The organism is Tianxiuia mixotrophica, from assembly GCF_050596425.1.
Taxonomy (GTDB): Bacteria; Bacillota; Clostridia; order Peptostreptococcales; family Acidaminobacteraceae.
Genome location: NZ_CP192292.1, coordinates 2,451,330 through 2,468,909 on the forward strand (window position 1 = coordinate 2,451,330; position 17,580 = coordinate 2,468,909).

Annotated in this window: 16 protein-coding genes and 1 riboswitch; of the genes, 15 read left to right on the forward strand and 1 reads right to left on the reverse strand. The window is 35.6% G+C overall.

The window, feature by feature from the left end:
* The first annotated feature begins 152 nt into the window (after window positions 1–152).
* A riboswitch (purine riboswitch) is annotated at window positions 153–255 on the forward strand.
* Between the two features lie 440 nt (window positions 256–695).
* Genes ACQ4KW_RS10610 through ACQ4KW_RS10630 form a run of 5 tightly spaced genes read left to right on the forward strand, consistent with a single transcriptional unit; the run spans window position 696 to window position 5,694 of the window.
* On the forward strand, window positions 696–1,802 hold the full coding sequence (locus tag ACQ4KW_RS10610; RefSeq protein ID WP_430886515.1) for a BMP family ABC transporter substrate-binding protein: 1,107 nt from the start codon (window positions 696–698) through the stop codon (window positions 1,800–1,802).
* A gap of 14 nt (window positions 1,803–1,816) precedes the next feature.
* Window positions 1,817–3,409, forward strand: coding sequence for an ABC transporter ATP-binding protein (locus ACQ4KW_RS10615; RefSeq protein WP_430886516.1), 1,593 nt, complete (start codon window positions 1,817–1,819; stop codon window positions 3,407–3,409).
* Window positions 3,410–4,525 (forward strand): ABC transporter permease, encoded by a 1,116-nt coding sequence (locus ACQ4KW_RS10620; protein ID WP_430886517.1) that lies wholly within the window; start codon window positions 3,410–3,412, stop codon window positions 4,523–4,525.
* Window positions 4,518–5,447, forward strand: a complete 930-nt coding sequence (locus ACQ4KW_RS10625) for an ABC transporter permease (RefSeq protein ID WP_430882448.1) — start codon at window positions 4,518–4,520, stop codon at window positions 5,445–5,447. Before ACQ4KW_RS10620 ends, ACQ4KW_RS10625 begins: the two co-directional genes overlap by 8 nt.
* Window positions 5,448–5,490: 43 nt before the next feature.
* Window positions 5,491–5,694, forward strand: coding sequence for a hypothetical protein (locus tag ACQ4KW_RS10630; protein ID WP_430882449.1), 204 nt, complete (start codon window positions 5,491–5,493; stop codon window positions 5,692–5,694).
* A 632-nt stretch (window positions 5,695–6,326) separates the two neighbouring features.
* Here the strand turns inward: ACQ4KW_RS10630 and ACQ4KW_RS10635 are convergent.
* Complete coding sequence (locus ACQ4KW_RS10635) at window positions 6,327–6,569, reverse strand: hypothetical protein (RefSeq protein WP_430882450.1); 243 nt, start codon at window positions 6,567–6,569, stop codon at window positions 6,327–6,329.
* A gap of 190 nt (window positions 6,570–6,759) precedes the next feature.
* On the opposite strand from ACQ4KW_RS10635, the gene ACQ4KW_RS10640 reads away from it, so the two are divergent.
* The 10 genes from ACQ4KW_RS10640 (at window position 6,760) to ACQ4KW_RS10685 (ending at window position 17,337) form a co-directional block, all read left to right on the forward strand.
* Window positions 6,760–7,323 (forward strand): histidine phosphatase family protein, encoded by a 564-nt coding sequence (locus ACQ4KW_RS10640; protein WP_430882451.1) that lies wholly within the window; start codon window positions 6,760–6,762, stop codon window positions 7,321–7,323.
* A gap of 1,258 nt (window positions 7,324–8,581) precedes the next feature.
* Entirely contained in the window at window positions 8,582–9,049 is a 468-nt protein-coding gene (locus tag ACQ4KW_RS10645; RefSeq protein WP_430882452.1) for a hypothetical protein, read from the forward strand.
* Window positions 9,050–9,273: 224 nt separating this feature from the next.
* Window positions 9,274–9,675: a hypothetical protein gene (locus ACQ4KW_RS10650; RefSeq protein ID WP_430882453.1), complete on the forward strand. Its 402-nt coding sequence runs from the start codon at window positions 9,274–9,276 to the stop codon at window positions 9,673–9,675.
* A gap of 325 nt (window positions 9,676–10,000) precedes the next feature.
* Entirely contained in the window at window positions 10,001–11,071 is a 1,071-nt protein-coding gene (locus ACQ4KW_RS10655; protein ID WP_430882454.1) for a tetratricopeptide repeat protein, read from the forward strand.
* Between the two features lie 1,809 nt (window positions 11,072–12,880).
* Window positions 12,881–13,120, forward strand: a complete 240-nt coding sequence (locus ACQ4KW_RS10660; protein WP_430882455.1) for an AbrB/MazE/SpoVT family DNA-binding domain-containing protein — start codon at window positions 12,881–12,883, stop codon at window positions 13,118–13,120.
* The gene (locus ACQ4KW_RS10665; protein ID WP_430882456.1) at window positions 13,120–13,458 is read left to right on the forward strand and encodes a type II toxin-antitoxin system PemK/MazF family toxin; all 339 of its coding nucleotides are present in this window, start codon (window positions 13,120–13,122) and stop codon (window positions 13,456–13,458) included. Before ACQ4KW_RS10660 ends, ACQ4KW_RS10665 begins: the two co-directional genes overlap by 1 nt.
* 272 nt (window positions 13,459–13,730) lie before the next feature.
* Window positions 13,731–14,885, forward strand: coding sequence for a hypothetical protein (locus ACQ4KW_RS10670; RefSeq protein ID WP_430882457.1), 1,155 nt, complete (start codon window positions 13,731–13,733; stop codon window positions 14,883–14,885).
* A gap of 165 nt (window positions 14,886–15,050) precedes the next feature.
* Window positions 15,051–15,434: a hypothetical protein gene (locus ACQ4KW_RS10675; protein ID WP_430882458.1), complete on the forward strand. Its 384-nt coding sequence runs from the start codon at window positions 15,051–15,053 to the stop codon at window positions 15,432–15,434.
* A gap of 183 nt (window positions 15,435–15,617) precedes the next feature.
* Window positions 15,618–15,944: a hypothetical protein gene (locus tag ACQ4KW_RS10680; RefSeq protein WP_430882459.1), complete on the forward strand. Its 327-nt coding sequence runs from the start codon at window positions 15,618–15,620 to the stop codon at window positions 15,942–15,944.
* Window positions 15,945–16,116: 172 nt separating this feature from the next.
* Window positions 16,117–17,337, forward strand: coding sequence for a hypothetical protein (locus tag ACQ4KW_RS10685; protein ID WP_430882460.1), 1,221 nt, complete (start codon window positions 16,117–16,119; stop codon window positions 17,335–17,337).
* Window positions 17,338–17,580: the final 243 nt, after the last annotated feature.

Below are 17,580 nucleotides of genomic sequence, written 5' to 3' on the forward strand. Positions count from 1 at the left end.
TTGTGGAATCTAAGCGGGACGGGAAATAGACTGGATATAATTTCAAATCACTCATGAAATAATATTTTAACAATGTTTGAAGAAAGGTCTTGCATTTTTAATCAAGGATTGTTATTATACTACTAGATTCGCAAAAGCGAACGAAAATAAACTTATATACAAAAATAATTCGTGTGTATATCCCTGGTAATATGGTCCAGAAGTCTCTACCAAGTCACCCTAAATGACTTGACTACACCGAAAGAATGATATTTTATCGTCTTTTGGAGCTTCTGATTTTTTTCAGAAGCTCTTTTTATGGATATAAGAAAATTTACTACTTTTAATTCTAAAAGGAATGTCTCTAATTCATATAAGTTTCTATATCATAGAGATTTGTAAAGTCTTATTAACTTGCCCTTATGCTAGGCGTTAAGTGATTATTAGTAAGGGACATGCTTAAAAAGTAGTGAAGGATATATCTATAACAAAATGTTGAAATGATGAAGGCAGGGAACTGGGAAGATATATTTTAAATAATATGTTATTTATCCAGTACTTCATATTTAAGCAAGATGGAGACATGTTAGCTTGAGTGACCCCCGTTGCTTAGCTATAGTATGGGATATTTGAAGGGCAGGGAAACCTTCATTTATTCCATACATTATGAAATATCATTCGATCTATGTGATGCAGGAAAAATGGAGGGCTAAAAAATGAAAAAACTCACGAAATTTGGCGTATTGCTACTAGCAATGGTCATGATCCTTGCTGCTTGTGGTGGTCAGACAACCACAGAAGCACCAGCAGATTCTGAAAGTGCAGATGAAGTTGCAACAATCGGATTTATCTATGTTGGACCTATCGGTGATGGTGGCTGGACCTATGCCCATGATGAGGGTCGTCAATATGTAGAAGAAGAACTTGGTGTAAAAACCCTTTATAAAGAATCAGTGCCTGAAGGTCCAGAAGTTGAAAAAGTTATAGCTGATATGGTGGATCAGGGCGCAAGCGTTATTTTTGCGACGAGCTTTGGTTATATGGACTATGTTGAAAAAATGTCAAAAGAGTTCCCAGATGTTAAGTTTCTACACTGCTCTGGTTATAAGAGCACAGAGAATATGAACAACTACTTTGGTAGAATGTACGAGCCACGTTTCCTATCTGGTATTGCAGCAGGCCTACAAACAGAAACAAACAAAATTGGTTATGTTGCGGCATTTGAAATCCCAGAGGTTATCAGAGGCATCAATGCATTCACTCTTGGTGTACAGGCTGTTAATCCTGAAGCAGAAGTGAATGTTAAATGGACGCATACTTGGTATGATCCAGCAAAAGAAAAAGAAGCTGCAAAGGCTCTTCTTGATGAAGGCAGCGATGTTATAGCTCAACACCAAGATACAGCAGGTCCGCAACAGGCAGCTGAAGAGCGTGGTGCGTTTGCAATCGGCTACAACACAATTTCAGAAGATAAGGCACCAAAAGCATACTTAACGGCACCGATCTGGAACTGGGGCGGTTACTACAAGGCTCAAGTTGAAGCGGCATTAAATGGTGAGTGGGAAGCAAACAACGTGTGGTTTGGTATGAGTGAAGGCATGGTTGATATTGCGCCACTGACTGAGAATGCAAAAGAAGAAGCTGGTGTAGTTATAGAAGAATACAAGGCTAAAATTCTTGACGGCGAGTTCAAAGTGTTTGAGGGCGTTCTTACAAAACAAGATGGAACAACTGTTGGTGAAGAAGGCAAAGTCTTTGAAGATGGGGATCTATTATCAATGGATTACTTTATCAAAGGCGTAAACGGTAAAATTGAGAATTAGTCGGAGATAAAAAAATGAATGTCATTGAGCTAAAAAATATAACGAAAATATTCGGAACAGTCACAGCCAATGACCATGTTAATTTTGATCTTAAATCATCAGAGATACACGCAATACTCGGAGAGAACGGTGCAGGGAAGAGTTCTCTTATGAATGTACTTGCAGGTGTGTATCAGCCAGATTTTGGTGAGATTTATTTACGAGGAGACAGGGTATCTATCCCGTCTCCTCGTCATTCTATTAAGATGGGCATTGGAATGATTCATCAGCACTTTAAGTTGGTTGAGTGTCATACTGTTCTTGAAAACATGGTCACAGGTGTGGCGGGCGGGTTCTTTCTAGGTCAGAAAAAACTTGCAAGGGAGATTGAAAGTTTATCAGAAAAATATGGTTTAAAAATCAATCCCCATGCGCGACTGGATACTCTTTCTGTTGCCGAAAAACAAAGGGTGGAAATCCTTAAAGTCCTATACAGGGGGGCAAAAGTTCTCATACTGGATGAACCGACAGCTGTGCTGACCCCACAAGAAACTGATAATTTATTTGAGATCCTTAGAAAATTAAAAGATGATGGTCACTCTATGATTATTATCACACATAAACTGGATGAGGTTATTGCCATTAGTGATAGAATCACAGTTATGCGTAAGGGCAAGAAGATTAAGACGCTTAAAAACGAAAATTTAAGCCCGCGAGAACTGACGAATGAAATGGTTGGAGCATCAGTTGAGCTGACTATTGAGTGCCCTGAAAGCACTTGTGAAGAAAGACTTCTGCTCGTAAAAGATTTAAGCGTTAAAAACGCCGATCAAAGAAGTGTTCTTGACCGGGTCAGCTTTGATATACGAAGTGGCGAAATACTCGGGGTTGCTGGAGTGGCAGGCAGTGGTCAAAAAGAACTGTGCGAATCCATAGCAGGTCTTGAGACAGTTAATACGGGATCAATAATCTTTAAAAAAGAAGATATAACAGGACGTTCTCCTAAGGAAATCATGGAACTTGGAATCTCAATGAGTTTTGTGCCCGAGGATAGACTGGGTATGGGGCTGGTTGCCGGTATGGACCTGGTTGAAAATGTTCTGCTTAAATCCTATAGAGATCAAAAAGGTATTTTTGTGGACCGGGAAAGCGCTAAAGCCCATGCTGAAATGTTGGTAGACAAATTAAGTATTGATACACCAAGCGTTCACACTAGGGTCAGTCAATTATCGGGAGGCAATATTCAAAAAGTCCTTCTTGGTCGTGAAATTGAGATGCAACCGGAACTCATAATTACAGCCTATCCTGCAAGAGGTCTCGACGTGGGATCAGCTCACAAGGTATATGACCTGCTCAATGAACAAAAGATGATGGATAACGGGATTATGTTTATCGGTGAAGATCTTGATGTGTTGCTGGAAATATCGGATAGAATCATGGTTCTTTGTGAAGGTAAGATCACAGGAATTGTGGATGCAAAGAGCGTTTCGAAGGAAGACCTTGGCTATTTAATGGCGGGAAGATCACTGACCGATGTTGTAAGTGAAAATCGAGTTCACGCTGGTCGTAAAAGTCATCAAGAGAAGAACCCAAGTCATGATATGACCAGTTCAGAAGGAGGCTTTTAAATGCTTAGAATAGCAAAACGTGAATCCATTTCCAAGCGTAAGGCAACCTTTGTTCGACTCAGTGGCATATTTTTATCACTTGTTTTAATGTCTGCCTTTCTTTTGACGATGGGTCTGAATCCATTTAAAGTTTACCATGCCATGATTATGGGATGTTTTGGGTCCTTTTATAGATTCAAAGAAACCATAGAGCTTATGATTCCTCTATCACTGGCTGCTATTGGTATTATGATTGCATTTAAGATGAAATTTTGGAATATTGGTGCTGAAGGTCAAATTCTTATGGGCGGGATGGCTGCAACGTTTGTGGCTTTAAACGCCCCAGATCTACCTAAGGGCATGCTTCTTCTATTAATGGGGGCTGCATCACTTGTAGCTGGTGGATTATGGGCTTTTATTCCTGCGGTCTTTAAAGTGAAATTTGAAACAAACGAAACGCTATTCACCTTGATGCTCAATTATATTGCTATAAAATTCATCATTTACTTGCAATATGGACCTTGGAAAGATCCAGGTGCTATGGGTTTTCCTAAAATACCGAATTTTACTGATAACGCACTGATTCCAGACCTATTCGGAGTGCATATAGGTTGGCTCATTCTGCTGACATGTACAGTATTATTTTATATTATTCTCACCAAGACTAAACTTGGCTATGAAGTTTCTGTTATTGGTGAAAGTCAAAACACCGCACGCTATGCGGGGATGAATGTCAATCGAGTGGTGCTTCTTTCCCTATTTATTTCGGGGGCTGTATGTGGCTTGGTGGGTATGATTCAAGCATCTGGCGTAGCGGGAACGCTGACATCAGAGCTGTCTGGTGGTATGGGCTACACAGCAATTATTGTTGCATGGCTTTCACAAATGAAAGTCCAGTTTGTGCCTGTGATTGGTCTTTTATTTGCAGTTCTTGTACAAGGGGCTTCCTATATTCAAACAGCCTTTCAGATTCCGCAAAGTGCTGCTGAAATCCTTCAGGGGATTATCCTTTTCTTTGCACTGGGCAGTGAATTCTTTGTGAATTACACACTGCACCATGTGAATAAGAATGAAGACACAAGTAAAAGAGAGACTTCTAGTAATAATGTGAAAAAGGGGGTGGCAGCCAATGAGTAGTTTACTGTTTTTTAGTGCTGCTGTTCAAGCGGGCACACCACTGCTGTTTGCAACAATTGGAGAAATCATGACTGAGAAGTCTGGAAACCTTAACTTAGGGGTGGAAGGGCTTATGCTGATTGGCGCTGTAGCTGGTTTTGCAGCAGGCATGGCCACTCAAAGCGCAGTCTTAGCTATCTTTTTTGCGGCTATAGCTGGCGCAGGTGCAGGGGCTATATACGCATTTTTAACTGTGACATTAAGAGCCAATCAAGTTGTGACTGGACTGTCCCTGACTATTTTTGGAACAGGGGTGTCAGGCTATGCAGGCAAATACCTTATGGGTCAAGTTCTTCCAGAAACAATGAAGGCTGCATTTGTTAATATCAAAATTCCTGTTCTGGGATCCATCCCCTATCTGGGAGAAATATTTTTCAATCAGAATGTGTTTGTCTATTTTGGATATTTTCTAGCTGTGGGCATGGGACTTTATCTGGGACACACAAGATTTGGACTTAACCTGAGAACTGTGGGTGAGAATCCCTATGCAGCGGATGCTTCAGGTGTTGAAGTGAACCTTTATAAATACGTGCATATTATGATTGGCAGTGCCATCTCCGCACTGGGAGGCGCCTACTTGTCACTGGTTTACGTTCCAGCATGGCAAGACAATGTCACAGCAGGCCGTGGATGGATTGCCGTGGCTTTAGTTATCTTTGCCATGTGGAGCCCGTACAAGGCCATATTTGGAGCTATTTTATTCGGAGGTCTTGATATTATAGGCTTTAGAATCCAGTCAATGGATATACATGTATCTCAATATCTTATTGATATGACGCCATACGTTGTTACCATACTTGTGCTCATACTCAATTCGGTCTTTAAAAAGCGTGATCAGGCCCCAGGCGGTTTAAGTGTCTCATATTTTAGAGAAGCGCGTTAGAAATACTTTATACTATGGACGAGATGTGTTTGAGTAAGAGTCGATGACAGATATATTATTCGAAGACTTGAATTTGTTGATCTTAGACCTAGATTTAGACTTAGACCCAGACTTAGACCCAGACTTAGACCTAGACTTAGACCTAGACCTGGACCTAGACCATAGTATATTGGGATATATATGCTTGAAAGAATTTTTGAGATGGAAGTATGATGTTACAAACGTGGCAAGTTTTATAAGGTCATGACGCTTATGAAGACATGATTCGTATATGATCATAATCCAGTCATCGGACCAATTATAAATTATAGACATAAGTATAAATCCTAGACACAAGTTTGTGTTTGGGATTTATTTTTGTGCACTTTTGTATATTTTGAATGACGAAAAGCTTAAATGCTTAGATCAATCCTTAAATAATTATAAGGGCATTGGCCAAAGGGAAAGTTGATCGTTTCAAATAATTTATAATAGAGGTTAGGAATTTGTTTTGATAACTTTTTAATTTTGATCAATTTAATATAGTTCTATTTAGATTTAGTTACATATAGATTTAGTTCTATTTAGATTTAGTTCTACTCCAATTTAGCTTTGAATGAAGTGAGTTACATATCAATTTACATCTATTTTAAGTTAATTCCATACCAATTCCGTTTTATTCCAAATTCGTTTTATTTTAATTTTGAAAATCTAATTTGATTTAGGCAGCGGCTTGAATCTGGTAGTTTAATAACCTGTAAATTTGTCTGGTTTTGAAATCCGTTCAAATTTTGAGAATTTTGTGCTGAATAACTGGATTGTGCTTATAGTCTGTTAGTGGAATCAAAATATAATTTAATAATCAATACATCAATAATCAATACATCAAGAACCAATACTTCAATAATCAAAGAGCAATACATCAAAGAGCAATACATCAAGAACCAATACATCAAGAACCAATACATCAAGAACCAATACATCAAGAACCAATACATCAAGAACCAATACATCAAGAACCAATACATCAAGAACCAATACATCAAGAACCAATACATCAAAGAGCAATACTTCAAAAACCAATACATCAAAGAGCAATACATCAAGAACCAATACTTCAAAAACTAATACTCTAATAGTCAATCATAGCTTTGAAATCAGTTTAAATTCATCATCCTCTTTGTGTTCTGGAATCTATTAAAAATAATGAATCTGATGTTTATAGTGTGAAGTTTATAGGAAATCTTATAAATTGCTAAAATAGCCTAGGAAATTAAACTAAAACTTACAGGAATTTGGTATAATTGGAATGAACAAATATTGAGGAGGTTCTATGACAAATTTATATTTTGTAAGACATTCAAAAATAGAGTACACACATGATGATCACTCAAGACAGCTCTCTGAAGAAGGTAAAAAGAGTGTACCCAGAGTTACAAAGGCATTCAAAGATATACAAATCGATCAAATTGTATCGAGTCCATATATACGTGCAGTTGATACCATAAAAGGCATTGCAGAGACAAAGTCCATGAACATTCGAACATATGATGACCTTAGAGAAAGAAAAGTATCTAATGTGTTCATTGATGATTTTCAAACCTATACGAAAAAGCAATGGCATGATTTTTGTTTTAAACTTGAAGGCGGCGAGTCATTAAAAGAAGTCCAAAAACGAGGTTCTTCAGTTATTGACGAAATTGTTAAAAAAAATCAGGGACAGAACATAGTTGTTGGAACACATGGAACTTTTTTAGCTGTAATTCTAAAGCATTATGATGATCGTATAGATTTCGAATTTTGGAGAAATCTAAAAATGCCAGATATATACAAGGCGACATTTGACATAATAAATGATAAGTGTGAGATGGTATCTCTAGAGAATATAAAATTGTAATATATGTCTTAATACCTAATGTTTCTACGACATGGATATAGGCTTTTTCAAATGTTTTTACGACTTAAGCAAATTGAATAACGGATTTATATGCGACATGACTTCAAGAGGTGATTTCCTGCGAGTCTGATTTTTCAAGGGTTCTGACATAATGAGAAATTAAGATTAAGTCGTTTAAACATTTAGTAAGGCGTCGTAAATATTATATGGGGTGTCGTGAATAGGTTAGTTAGTTGGCATTATCCACTTTCAAGTTTAAGAAGTTAGTTAAATTGGCACGTTAATGTTGGTATGGGCTGTGCATTAACGCCTCTGAATGAAGAGGGGGTAATGAATTTTGCATTAGTGACTTGTTCTTTCAAACAAAATTCAGCGCTTTGAATACGTTGAGAGGGTAATGTTTATCTGACTGCATTTCACTAAATAAGTAGGTGCTTGCAAGGAATTAAGTCGGCATATGAGTTTATCGTACTCATTAGTATAGACTCAAGGCTCCACGGTTTTCGTCATTCAAATTGCATCTAGGTTTGTTGGGCCTTCATATACATTTGGCTTTATACTTCGGCCATATTATTAGCTTCAATTTCATAATTAAAGAGTTTAGGGGAATTAGTATATTTTCTTGTTTAACTGTAGGCCTTACATCTAGCTCCGAATGACTAGCTTTCTATATGCAACTTGAAATCGAAAATCGCCTGATACGAAAAGAGAGCAAGCACTGGTCATCGTAGAGAACACTCAAAAGCAGCGCTGAATTCAGTTTGAACAAGCCTGGTTGTGAGGAGAGAAATGATGCTTTTAAATTAGAACGGCTGAAGTTATTTTTGAATTTTACAGTGCCAATTATCCGTGATCAGAGTGCACAGCTCCAAATTTACTATGGGGGTTGATTTCCTTGAATGAAAGTATCTTAGACTTGGCGATCGCACTAAATAGGAAGTGGTAATATTCCGCTGAGAAGTGTCCAAGACATTTACGTGCTAGGTATCTTAATGTAATTCTACATCTCGCTAAATGAGTCTGTTGGTTTACTATACTTCAACACATCATTCATGCAACGCCATCTAACACAGTGGTTCCAGACATTCCCCTCGTATTATACGAATTGGGGAATTTTTAATTGGTCTCTTATGTTAAAATATAGAAGAGTATATATAAAGTGGGGAACGATCTTGAACCATGGGAACGTTAGGCACAATTCAAAACAACGGTTAAATAATGAATAGCTTAAAACAGTCGCATTATGAGGTAGGTTAACATGAAAAGTTGGTCGATAGTACCAAATTATGAGGAATCACCCGCAAGTGAATCCTTGATTTCAATCAATATGAAGTTGACTTTGGAAAATATTGAATTACCATACATTGTCGATATTGATGGCTGGTATGACGCAGTATTATCAGAAGGAAAAATAGCATTATTTACATGTGAATGTGGTAACTTCGGGTGTGGTGGTTATTACATGAAAGTATCTCATAGTAACAAAAGTTTAATCTTAAGAAACAGGTATAATCCGCTTAATAAAAATGAGTTACTTGAAGAGTTGTATTTTGAAATTGAATGGGAAGATGTATTTTGGATTTATACTGAGTTTGTTGACTACATTGAAGAAATACATGAGAAATATCCACAACATGAAATCTGTATTGGAACATATAGCGACAACTTGGTTGATCAACTAGATAAATATTTAGGAGTTTATGATTTTCTAAGAAGTAAGTTTTAATAGATCTAGTTAGTCAAAAAAGCAGTATTATTTTCAAATCTATCATGTTTAGAACGATTTTCTTAGCTCATACTGAGAGTGTATTGATGAAACGAAAGTTTTATAATAAATGAGGGAATGAATGTCAGCCATGAAGTTAGTAATACTAGTTGAGGAGTATTAAATTGAATGAAAGCCAAGCGAAAATAGGAGTAATAAGTTACATATTATTTCTCATAATGTATATGTTTATTACCATGATAAGAATATACTCAACAAAGAGAAAGGAATACTCAGGTTCTAGTAGGATTCATATCCTCAAATTAACTATGAAGGATTTCTTCTCGCGTAATGCATTAACATATAGTGGTCGTGCTTTTGCTGCTATGTTAGCAGTGGCTGTTGTCCTTGGGGTATCTGTAATTGGGATTGTTGTAGGTGCGATATTTCAGCTTGTTTTGCTAAGAGTGTTTTGTGTTTTATCAGGTTTGGTATTCGGCTATTTCTTAGTGAAAACTATTATTGATACCACACGTTCCATAGAGGAAGAAGGACTAAAAACGACAATCAAAATGGATTATAGAGGTGTTATATCTTTATTCGTATTTTTAATGTTTTTATACTCATACTCGATCAAATCAAGTTAAAGTAACTACGAAATCAGTGAATAGAAGAGTTGTTTTGAACAATGCCTAACACAGCGGTGTCCCGCCATTCGCCTTCTGGTTACTGGGTTTTGGAATGTTCCGCAGTGAAATGTTTGTACGACACTGAAAGTATTGAAATAGCTAGGGTGAACGAGCGTGAACCGTGGGAACGTTATGTAACAGTTTTAAACCAGTTAGTGTTGATTAAGACAAAGCTATTTGATCGTAGCATAGCAAACCAGGAATTTTGTGCACATTGAAAAATATCAGTAGTAAAGTATCAAACAATTATTGAAAGGCAGATTCAATGACTATTAATGAGTATATGAACAAAGTAAAAGCAATTATGAATTCTGAGCGAGAGTATGAGTCTCAAAGACCAATTATTAAAGAATATATATTGTTTTTACAGAATATAATTGAGAAAGAACCATCAAATATTAAGGCAATTTGCCAACTAGCGATCTCGTATTTTGAAGATAGACGAGATACTGATATATGCATAGAAATCATGGAAGCTGCTTTAACAAAGAATGAAGAATCAATGTCAGAGCAAATGTTATGTGAGCTTTTAAACAATTTGGCTTATTTCTATGATGAGGAACTTGGAGAGTCAGATAAGGCAGTTGAAACGTTGAATCGTGCTATTAAGCATCAGTCTTGTAAACCGAATAGTTACTATGCACTAGCATACCTATTAGTAGAAGATGAACCTGAATTGGCATTGAAAGTGATTAGTGAAATGTCGATGCCTGAAAGTCCCCTAAATCACTATCAATATCTTAAGGGCTATATTCTTATGAAAAATGAGTTGTATACAGATGCTTTGAGGATATTTGAGGAATTGAGATTATACAGTGATAACTCTGAGGTTAGAGAAAAATCACTTTATAGTTCTGCAATAATAAGAAGCATTACAAATGAGACTGACATGGCATTGAGAATCGCTGACAAATTATATGACGGATTTATTGTAGATCATAATGAAGAAGTACTTACATTTGAACTTATCCATCTATATTTCTTACTAAGGAAATTCGATAAGGTAGTTGAATTATTCAAAATTGGGAAAGAACCCATTTATATTGATGTTGAAGTTATAGAATCATACTTTTACGCTTTGAAATCATTAGGTCTTAAATCAGAATGCGAGATTTTATATCTACAGAAAATTGAGGAAATTAATGAGGAAATTGCCGATACAAAGTTAGACTGTGATTTCTCAAATGAAGAGAAGGAATCTTATATTAATAGGAGTAATGAAGAAATAGCTAAACTGAAAAAAAGCTATTCTGAAATTGTATTAGGCAATAAGTTTGTTCAAATTAATGATGTTTTTTACTCATGCAAAGGTACAAAGTGTTGTTATCTAATTGACTGTCCTAGACATTCGTAGTGTGCATCTTGAAACGGTATTAGTAAGACTGAATGTTTTTATCACTCTTATGAAAATGCTTAAAATTTAATGGTTGATGATAGCGCAAAAGTTTGTGTAAGTTTAAAACCGCTACATAACACAGCGGTGTCCCGCCATTCGCCTGGTGGTGACATAGTTAATAGTGTTATCAAGTTTACTGTTATGAACAAGCTAAAAGTGTTGACGTAAGTGGCAAACGAGCGTGAACCGTGGGAACGTTAGTTGGCATTATCCACGTTCAAGTTTAAGCAGTTAGTTTAATTGGCACGCTAATGTTGGTATGGGCTGTGCATTAACGCCTCCCTATGGTTATGGGTTCATTATTTTGCATTAGAGCCTTGTTCTTTCAAACGAAACTCAGCGCTTTGAATACGTTGAGAGAGTAATGTTTATCTGACTGCATTTCACTTAATAAGTATGTGCTTGCAACGAACTAAGCTGTCCTATGAGTTCATCGTACTCATTAATATAGACTAAAGGCTCCAAGGTTTTCGCTCTTCAAATTGCATCTAGGTTTATTGGGCCTTCATAAACATTTGACTTTGCACTCCGGCCATATTATTAACTTCAATTTCATTATTTAAGAGAATCGGCGGTCTATTATAGTTTCTTGTTTTACTGCTGGCCTTACACCTAGCACCGAATGACTAGCTTTCTATATGCAACTTGAAATCGAAAATCGCCTGATACGAAAAGAAAGCAAGCACTGGTCATCGTAGAGAACACTCAAAAGCAGCGCTGAATTCAGTTTGAACAAGCCTGGTTGTGAAGGTACAGATAATATCTTTAAATTAGAACGGCTGAAGTTATTTTTGAATTTTACAGTGCCAATTATCTGTGATCAGAGTATACAGCTCCATATTTACTATGGGGGTTGGCTTCCTTGAATGAAAGTATTTTAGACTTGGCGCATTGCATTAAATAGAAAGTGGTAATATTCCGCCGAGAAGTGTCCAAGACATTTACGTGCTAGGTATCTGAATGTAATTTGACATCTCATTAAATGAGTCTGTTGGTTTACTATACTGTAATACACCATTCAGGCAACGCCATCTAACACAGTGGTTCCAGACATTCCCCTCGTATTATACGAATTGGGGAATTTCTAATTGGTCTCTTATGTTAAAATATAGAAGAGTATAGAAAAAGTGGGGAACGATCTTGAACCATGGGAACGTTATAAGAAACCCTTTAACTCTATTCTTAAAACAGGAGTCATTTTGATAAACTATTTAATAAAAGTTCGATCAATTTTTAATAGGTAAATTTAAAGCTAAAAAAAGAGTGGTTATTTGTTGCTACTTTTAGGTAATCTTCATCTATGCAGATAGGGTTATAGTAGGTTAAAATTCTCATAAAATAAAGCCAGCGGTAGATTATCACATCGTCTTTATTGTACCTAAGCATTTTTATATGATGCTGTGTAATTTTCCATTAGCTATTTGACATATTCTTACTTCATTTTGAATCATCTAATTGTCTGAAGTTTATGTGGGCATGTTACTATATTTAATTCGACAATCTTTCCTGTTTTATTCAATAGTACGAATTTCCATATTATCTGCCTTGAAGGGTAATTCTCGCTCCCCGTAACATGAATTAGTTTTACGATAATATTTATCTGTTGTGACTAAGTCAGACCGTATTGATAGCAGACAATTAGGATTAATACGTTATCAGAGGTGTCTTTTAAAACATACTGCCTAAAATGATATATTTCTGAATATTAGTTGGCTATTGAAAATTGTATATACATGGTATATACTATAATTACAAGGAGGCCTTACTATGCATACGAAAATTCAAAAATGGGGTAATAGTCAAGGTGTGAGAATACCAAAGTCAGTTTTAAGCACAGCGGATTTCACAGAAGGTGAAGAAGTGGAAATAGTTGCGGTTGAAGGTAAAATCATTATAGAACATGTTAAGCGACATAAAACGCTTAAAGAGCGCCTAAAAGAGTATGACGGAAACTATGAGTGTAGTGAATGGGACACTGGTGGTCCAGAAGGATTAGAGGTATTATAATGTCATATATTCCTGAACAAGGCGACATAATCTATATGGATTTTAATCCTCAAGCTGGTCATGAACAAAGAGGTCGACGACCTGCTTTAGTTGTGAGTAACTACACATATAATAGAAGCACAAAAATGGCATTAGTATGCCCAATAACAAATACAAGACGAAATTTTCCACTTCATGTAGGTTTAGATATGAAAACGAAAACAACTGGTTATGTAATGTGTGAGCAAGTCAAAGCATTAGATATAAAAGTCAGAAATGCAGGTTTTGAAGAGAAAGCACCATCAAGTGTAATAGAAGAAGTATTTGACATATTATTTGGTATCATTGAGATCGAGTAGACTACTTGGTCTTTTTTATTTAATTAAAATACATTCGAATGAGAAAGCCGAAAAATCTGGTAGATGAAAATAATGTGACTATTAAGTCTAGGTGTTTAAACCGTTAAACGGCATCTTATAACATGTCAATTCCCAAACATGCCCCGTTTTATACAAAATGGGGTTTTCATTATACAGCTAAATAATGGTAAAATAGTTAGTGTGTAGAATGGGACTGGGGCACGTCGGGAATTGCAGGAACGTTAGACGAAATCAGTTTTGAAGGAGAATGTATGGAGCAGATTATATATTTACTACAGAATTACACAACTGAAAATAACTTGATTGAGATCAGCAAATATATATTGCCAATATCTGCAACACTTTTAGGTCTGATTTATGTTGCGTCTATTTATTGGCTACAGAGTGGATTTCAAGAATTAGAGTACTCGAAATCCTTATTAGAAGATATCCTTATTACTAATGCCAAACTTTTGTTTGATCTTTTAATAGGAAATAGCATTATATGTTTACTGATAATAATGAAAATGGAGACTTTGATTACATTGGCATACTGGTGTTTTATGTTTGTATTTGTCAAAGATCTTATGAATAATATTGCCGACAGAGGCTATTTAACAACATTAAACTCAAGGAAGTTTATTCCAAGTAAGTACGGAGCTGTACGTAGCTACTTTAGAAAAATTAGAAATGCTGGGTTAGTTGGAATAATAAGAATGTCATACTTCTTGACTCCTATTATAATTTACCCTGTTTACTTATCAATTCGCGACAATACGTTTCCTTATATTAGTGAGAGTGCACTGACTATTTTTATCTTTATTACTTGTGGCTTTGGATTATTACAGGTGAAGCCATTATTGACTGAAGCTTTTGATATAAAGAAAACTATTAGTAAGAGTATGATGAATGATAATGAAATGGCAGCATTAACTTTAGAAGAACCAAAAATAAAATGGTCTAAAATGAAAATGGATATTGAATCAAAAATACTGCAAGAGAGGTTACTGTATCTTGGAATACCTAATGTTTATGATGAAACTGATCACTTAGAAAAGTGGACATCAAGAGATCTAAGCATCATATCAACAATGAATGACGCTAGAGTTAATGATGATGGAACAGTACATATTAACTTCTACCTTCCATATTTTTTGAGTGATGTTGAAATTCGAAACTATCTTTTCCATTGGGCTAGAGCGATATTTACGGTATTTGCAAAATCAAAAACTGATGCAAGTTACTATTCATTATCTTTCTTTAGAAAAACTGAGGAGAGAGATATGGATCATCTTGCTCTATTCCGTGGCTCACGTAGTGAAGTTATGAAGAATGAAAATAGTGAAAGCAATGAAGCTTTTATTAAGGCATTGAAAGGTAAGTCCGTAGTTAGGTTTATTTCAGAAATCAAAACTGAAAACGTCTAACACAGCGGTATCCCGCCATTCGCCCTGTGGATACTGAGTTTGTGAGTGTTCCGCAGGAAGATATTTATACGACATTATTGGTGTTGTAATTAGAGAGCGAACGAGCGTGAACCGTGGGAACGTTATGTAAAAGAAAAAACTAGAAGGTCGTGTTAGGAGTGTGCTTTGAGAAAACGAAATATTTTGCTGATATTAGTTTTGTTTATGGTAGTATTGGTAAGTAATTGCGACAGACATTTTCAGTTTTATATGTTGGTTGAAAAAATGAATTCTATGTCTGAAAAAGAGTTAGATGCAAGCTACGGAAAAGAAGTCGCAGAAGTTTTTAGGCTATATCGTGAGAATGGTTACAATAAGCCTAGAATAACAATGATTCAGAATACATCAAATGAAAGTATAATTAGAGTATATGCGACAAAAACAAAAATTCATTCCATGAGTCATGGAAGTGTTTATTATAGTGATACTTACAAAATGTTTAAAGTAGAATATTACCACATCCCTATTTTGAATATAGAAGTAATTAAACGGATTGGTGATTTTAGATAAAATAATGTAGTAGACTACGTTTTTTCCTATACATAACACAGCGGTGTCCCGCCATTCGCCTGGAGGTTACAAAGTTAATGTTATTTCTGAGTTTTTTGCTGTGACAAAGTTAAAGCGTTGGAATAACAGGCGAACGAGCGTGAACCGTGGGAACGTTATATAACAAAAATACTTAGAATATGTATGAACGGAGTAGTAAATATTATGTTGTATGTGATAGCATCAATCGTTTCATTTTTAGCATTAATAAAGGTAGGAGTGTTCGGTCAAATATCTAAGAAAACAATTGGTGGAAGAGTAATTGTTAGAAATAATGTTTTTCGTTTTTTTGAAAGTCTAAAGTATCTAGCTTTTTTCCTCTACACTACTTATATAGGTATTCGACAATACTATTTTGATGACTTTGGAAATAAAACTATATCTAAGATTTTAGTGGTTAACTTATTAGTAACAACCTTAGGATTGCCTATTATAGCAAGGTTAACAAGTGTTCCAAGTGAAGAATTATAAATCGTATTTTCGTCATATAACACAGCGGTGTCCCGCCATTCGCCTGGTGGATACTGAGCTTTGAATGTTCCGCAGTGAAATGTTTATACGACGTTTAAAGTGTTGGAATAGCTGGGCAAACGAGCGTGAACCGTGGGAACGTTATGCAATATTTATTAAGGTAGGTTAATGAATGGAACAAAGGTTAGCACAATTTAGTAATGATTACAAATTCGGATTTCTTGGAGAAGCATACATTGAAGATGAGAAATTGGAATTCAATTTACACCAAGCACCTGAGATACTAAAAAAGTATTTTAGTTTAAAGAAACCATATTATTGTAATAGAAATTCTAGTTATTATTCAACAGAACTAGTAACAGTATTTGAATATATTGAAATATGCCCTAAAGACTTGAATAAAATACTCACCTTCAATATAAATCAGAAGACAAAGCAGTACATATTATTCAGCATTATGAACCATCAAATAAGCAATATATCAAAACTAGTTGGTGTTGTTTTTTCTAACGAAAGGTTAAGAACGAACTATATTGAAAGTGTAAAAGAATATTTGCAGCACTGTACAGACTATTTTATATGCATAATTTATGGAAATAATCCTGATAAGTTTATTAGCTTTGATTCTGAAATACTTAGCGAAATTAAGGATATAGCTACATCACTTGAGAACATCCAAGTTAGAGAGTATTCCGAAATGGATCACCCGCTGATTTTGTTCAGTTCATTCTGGGCATATAAGCAGTTTATAAGTGAGAAAGACTTAATATTAGCACCTTTGCAGGGAGGCAGTATAATCCCCCCTATGTATATATCGCTATTGAAATATGCTCAGAAATCAGATGAGTTTCAGCAAGGTATAAGATTCGATTATTTGAAGTTTTCGACGTATGATACAGGAGAACTTATTGATATCTCATTACGTAAGCAGGTGGAACTTTTAGGTGAGAAGTATAGTTGTGATGAAAATATTCTTCTAATAGATGACAATACAGGAACGGCAACTACGATTAAAAAATTAAGAACCGAGTTAGAATGTATATTTAATAATATAACAACAGGTGTACTAGAGTGTCGGTGGGATACTAAGATTATAGAGAGTGATTATCCAGCATTCAATATGAACGATATAGATATTATCACACCACTTTGTTATAGGCATTTCAGACGGTTTGAGAATGAAATTGAGTATATGAAAAATGTAAGTATTATTAATGCGGAGTTTTCATTTGGCGAGTTTTACAATTTAGAATTTATATTTGACCAATTCGATTTTGAGAGTTTTTTAGAAAGTAGTGAAATCACGGAATCTAATAAAAGCAGATTAATGACAGTCATAAGTAAATATAGGAGTCAGATTAAGGCTGAAAAAACCTTAAGAAACATCGCATAACACAGCGGTGTCCCGCCATTCGCCTTGTGGTAAAGAAGTTCAGAACGTTCCGAAGAAAACGACTATGACAAAGCTTTAAGTGTTACAGTAGCTGGGCGAACGAGCGTGAACCGTGGGAACGTTATGTACAATATTTGACTTAGATATTTCTAATCAACTGGAATTGTGTTACAATAATTGTAACCTCAAGGAGGGGAGCGGAGTACCATATGCATTAACTTTAGTTATGCTAAGAAGATGACA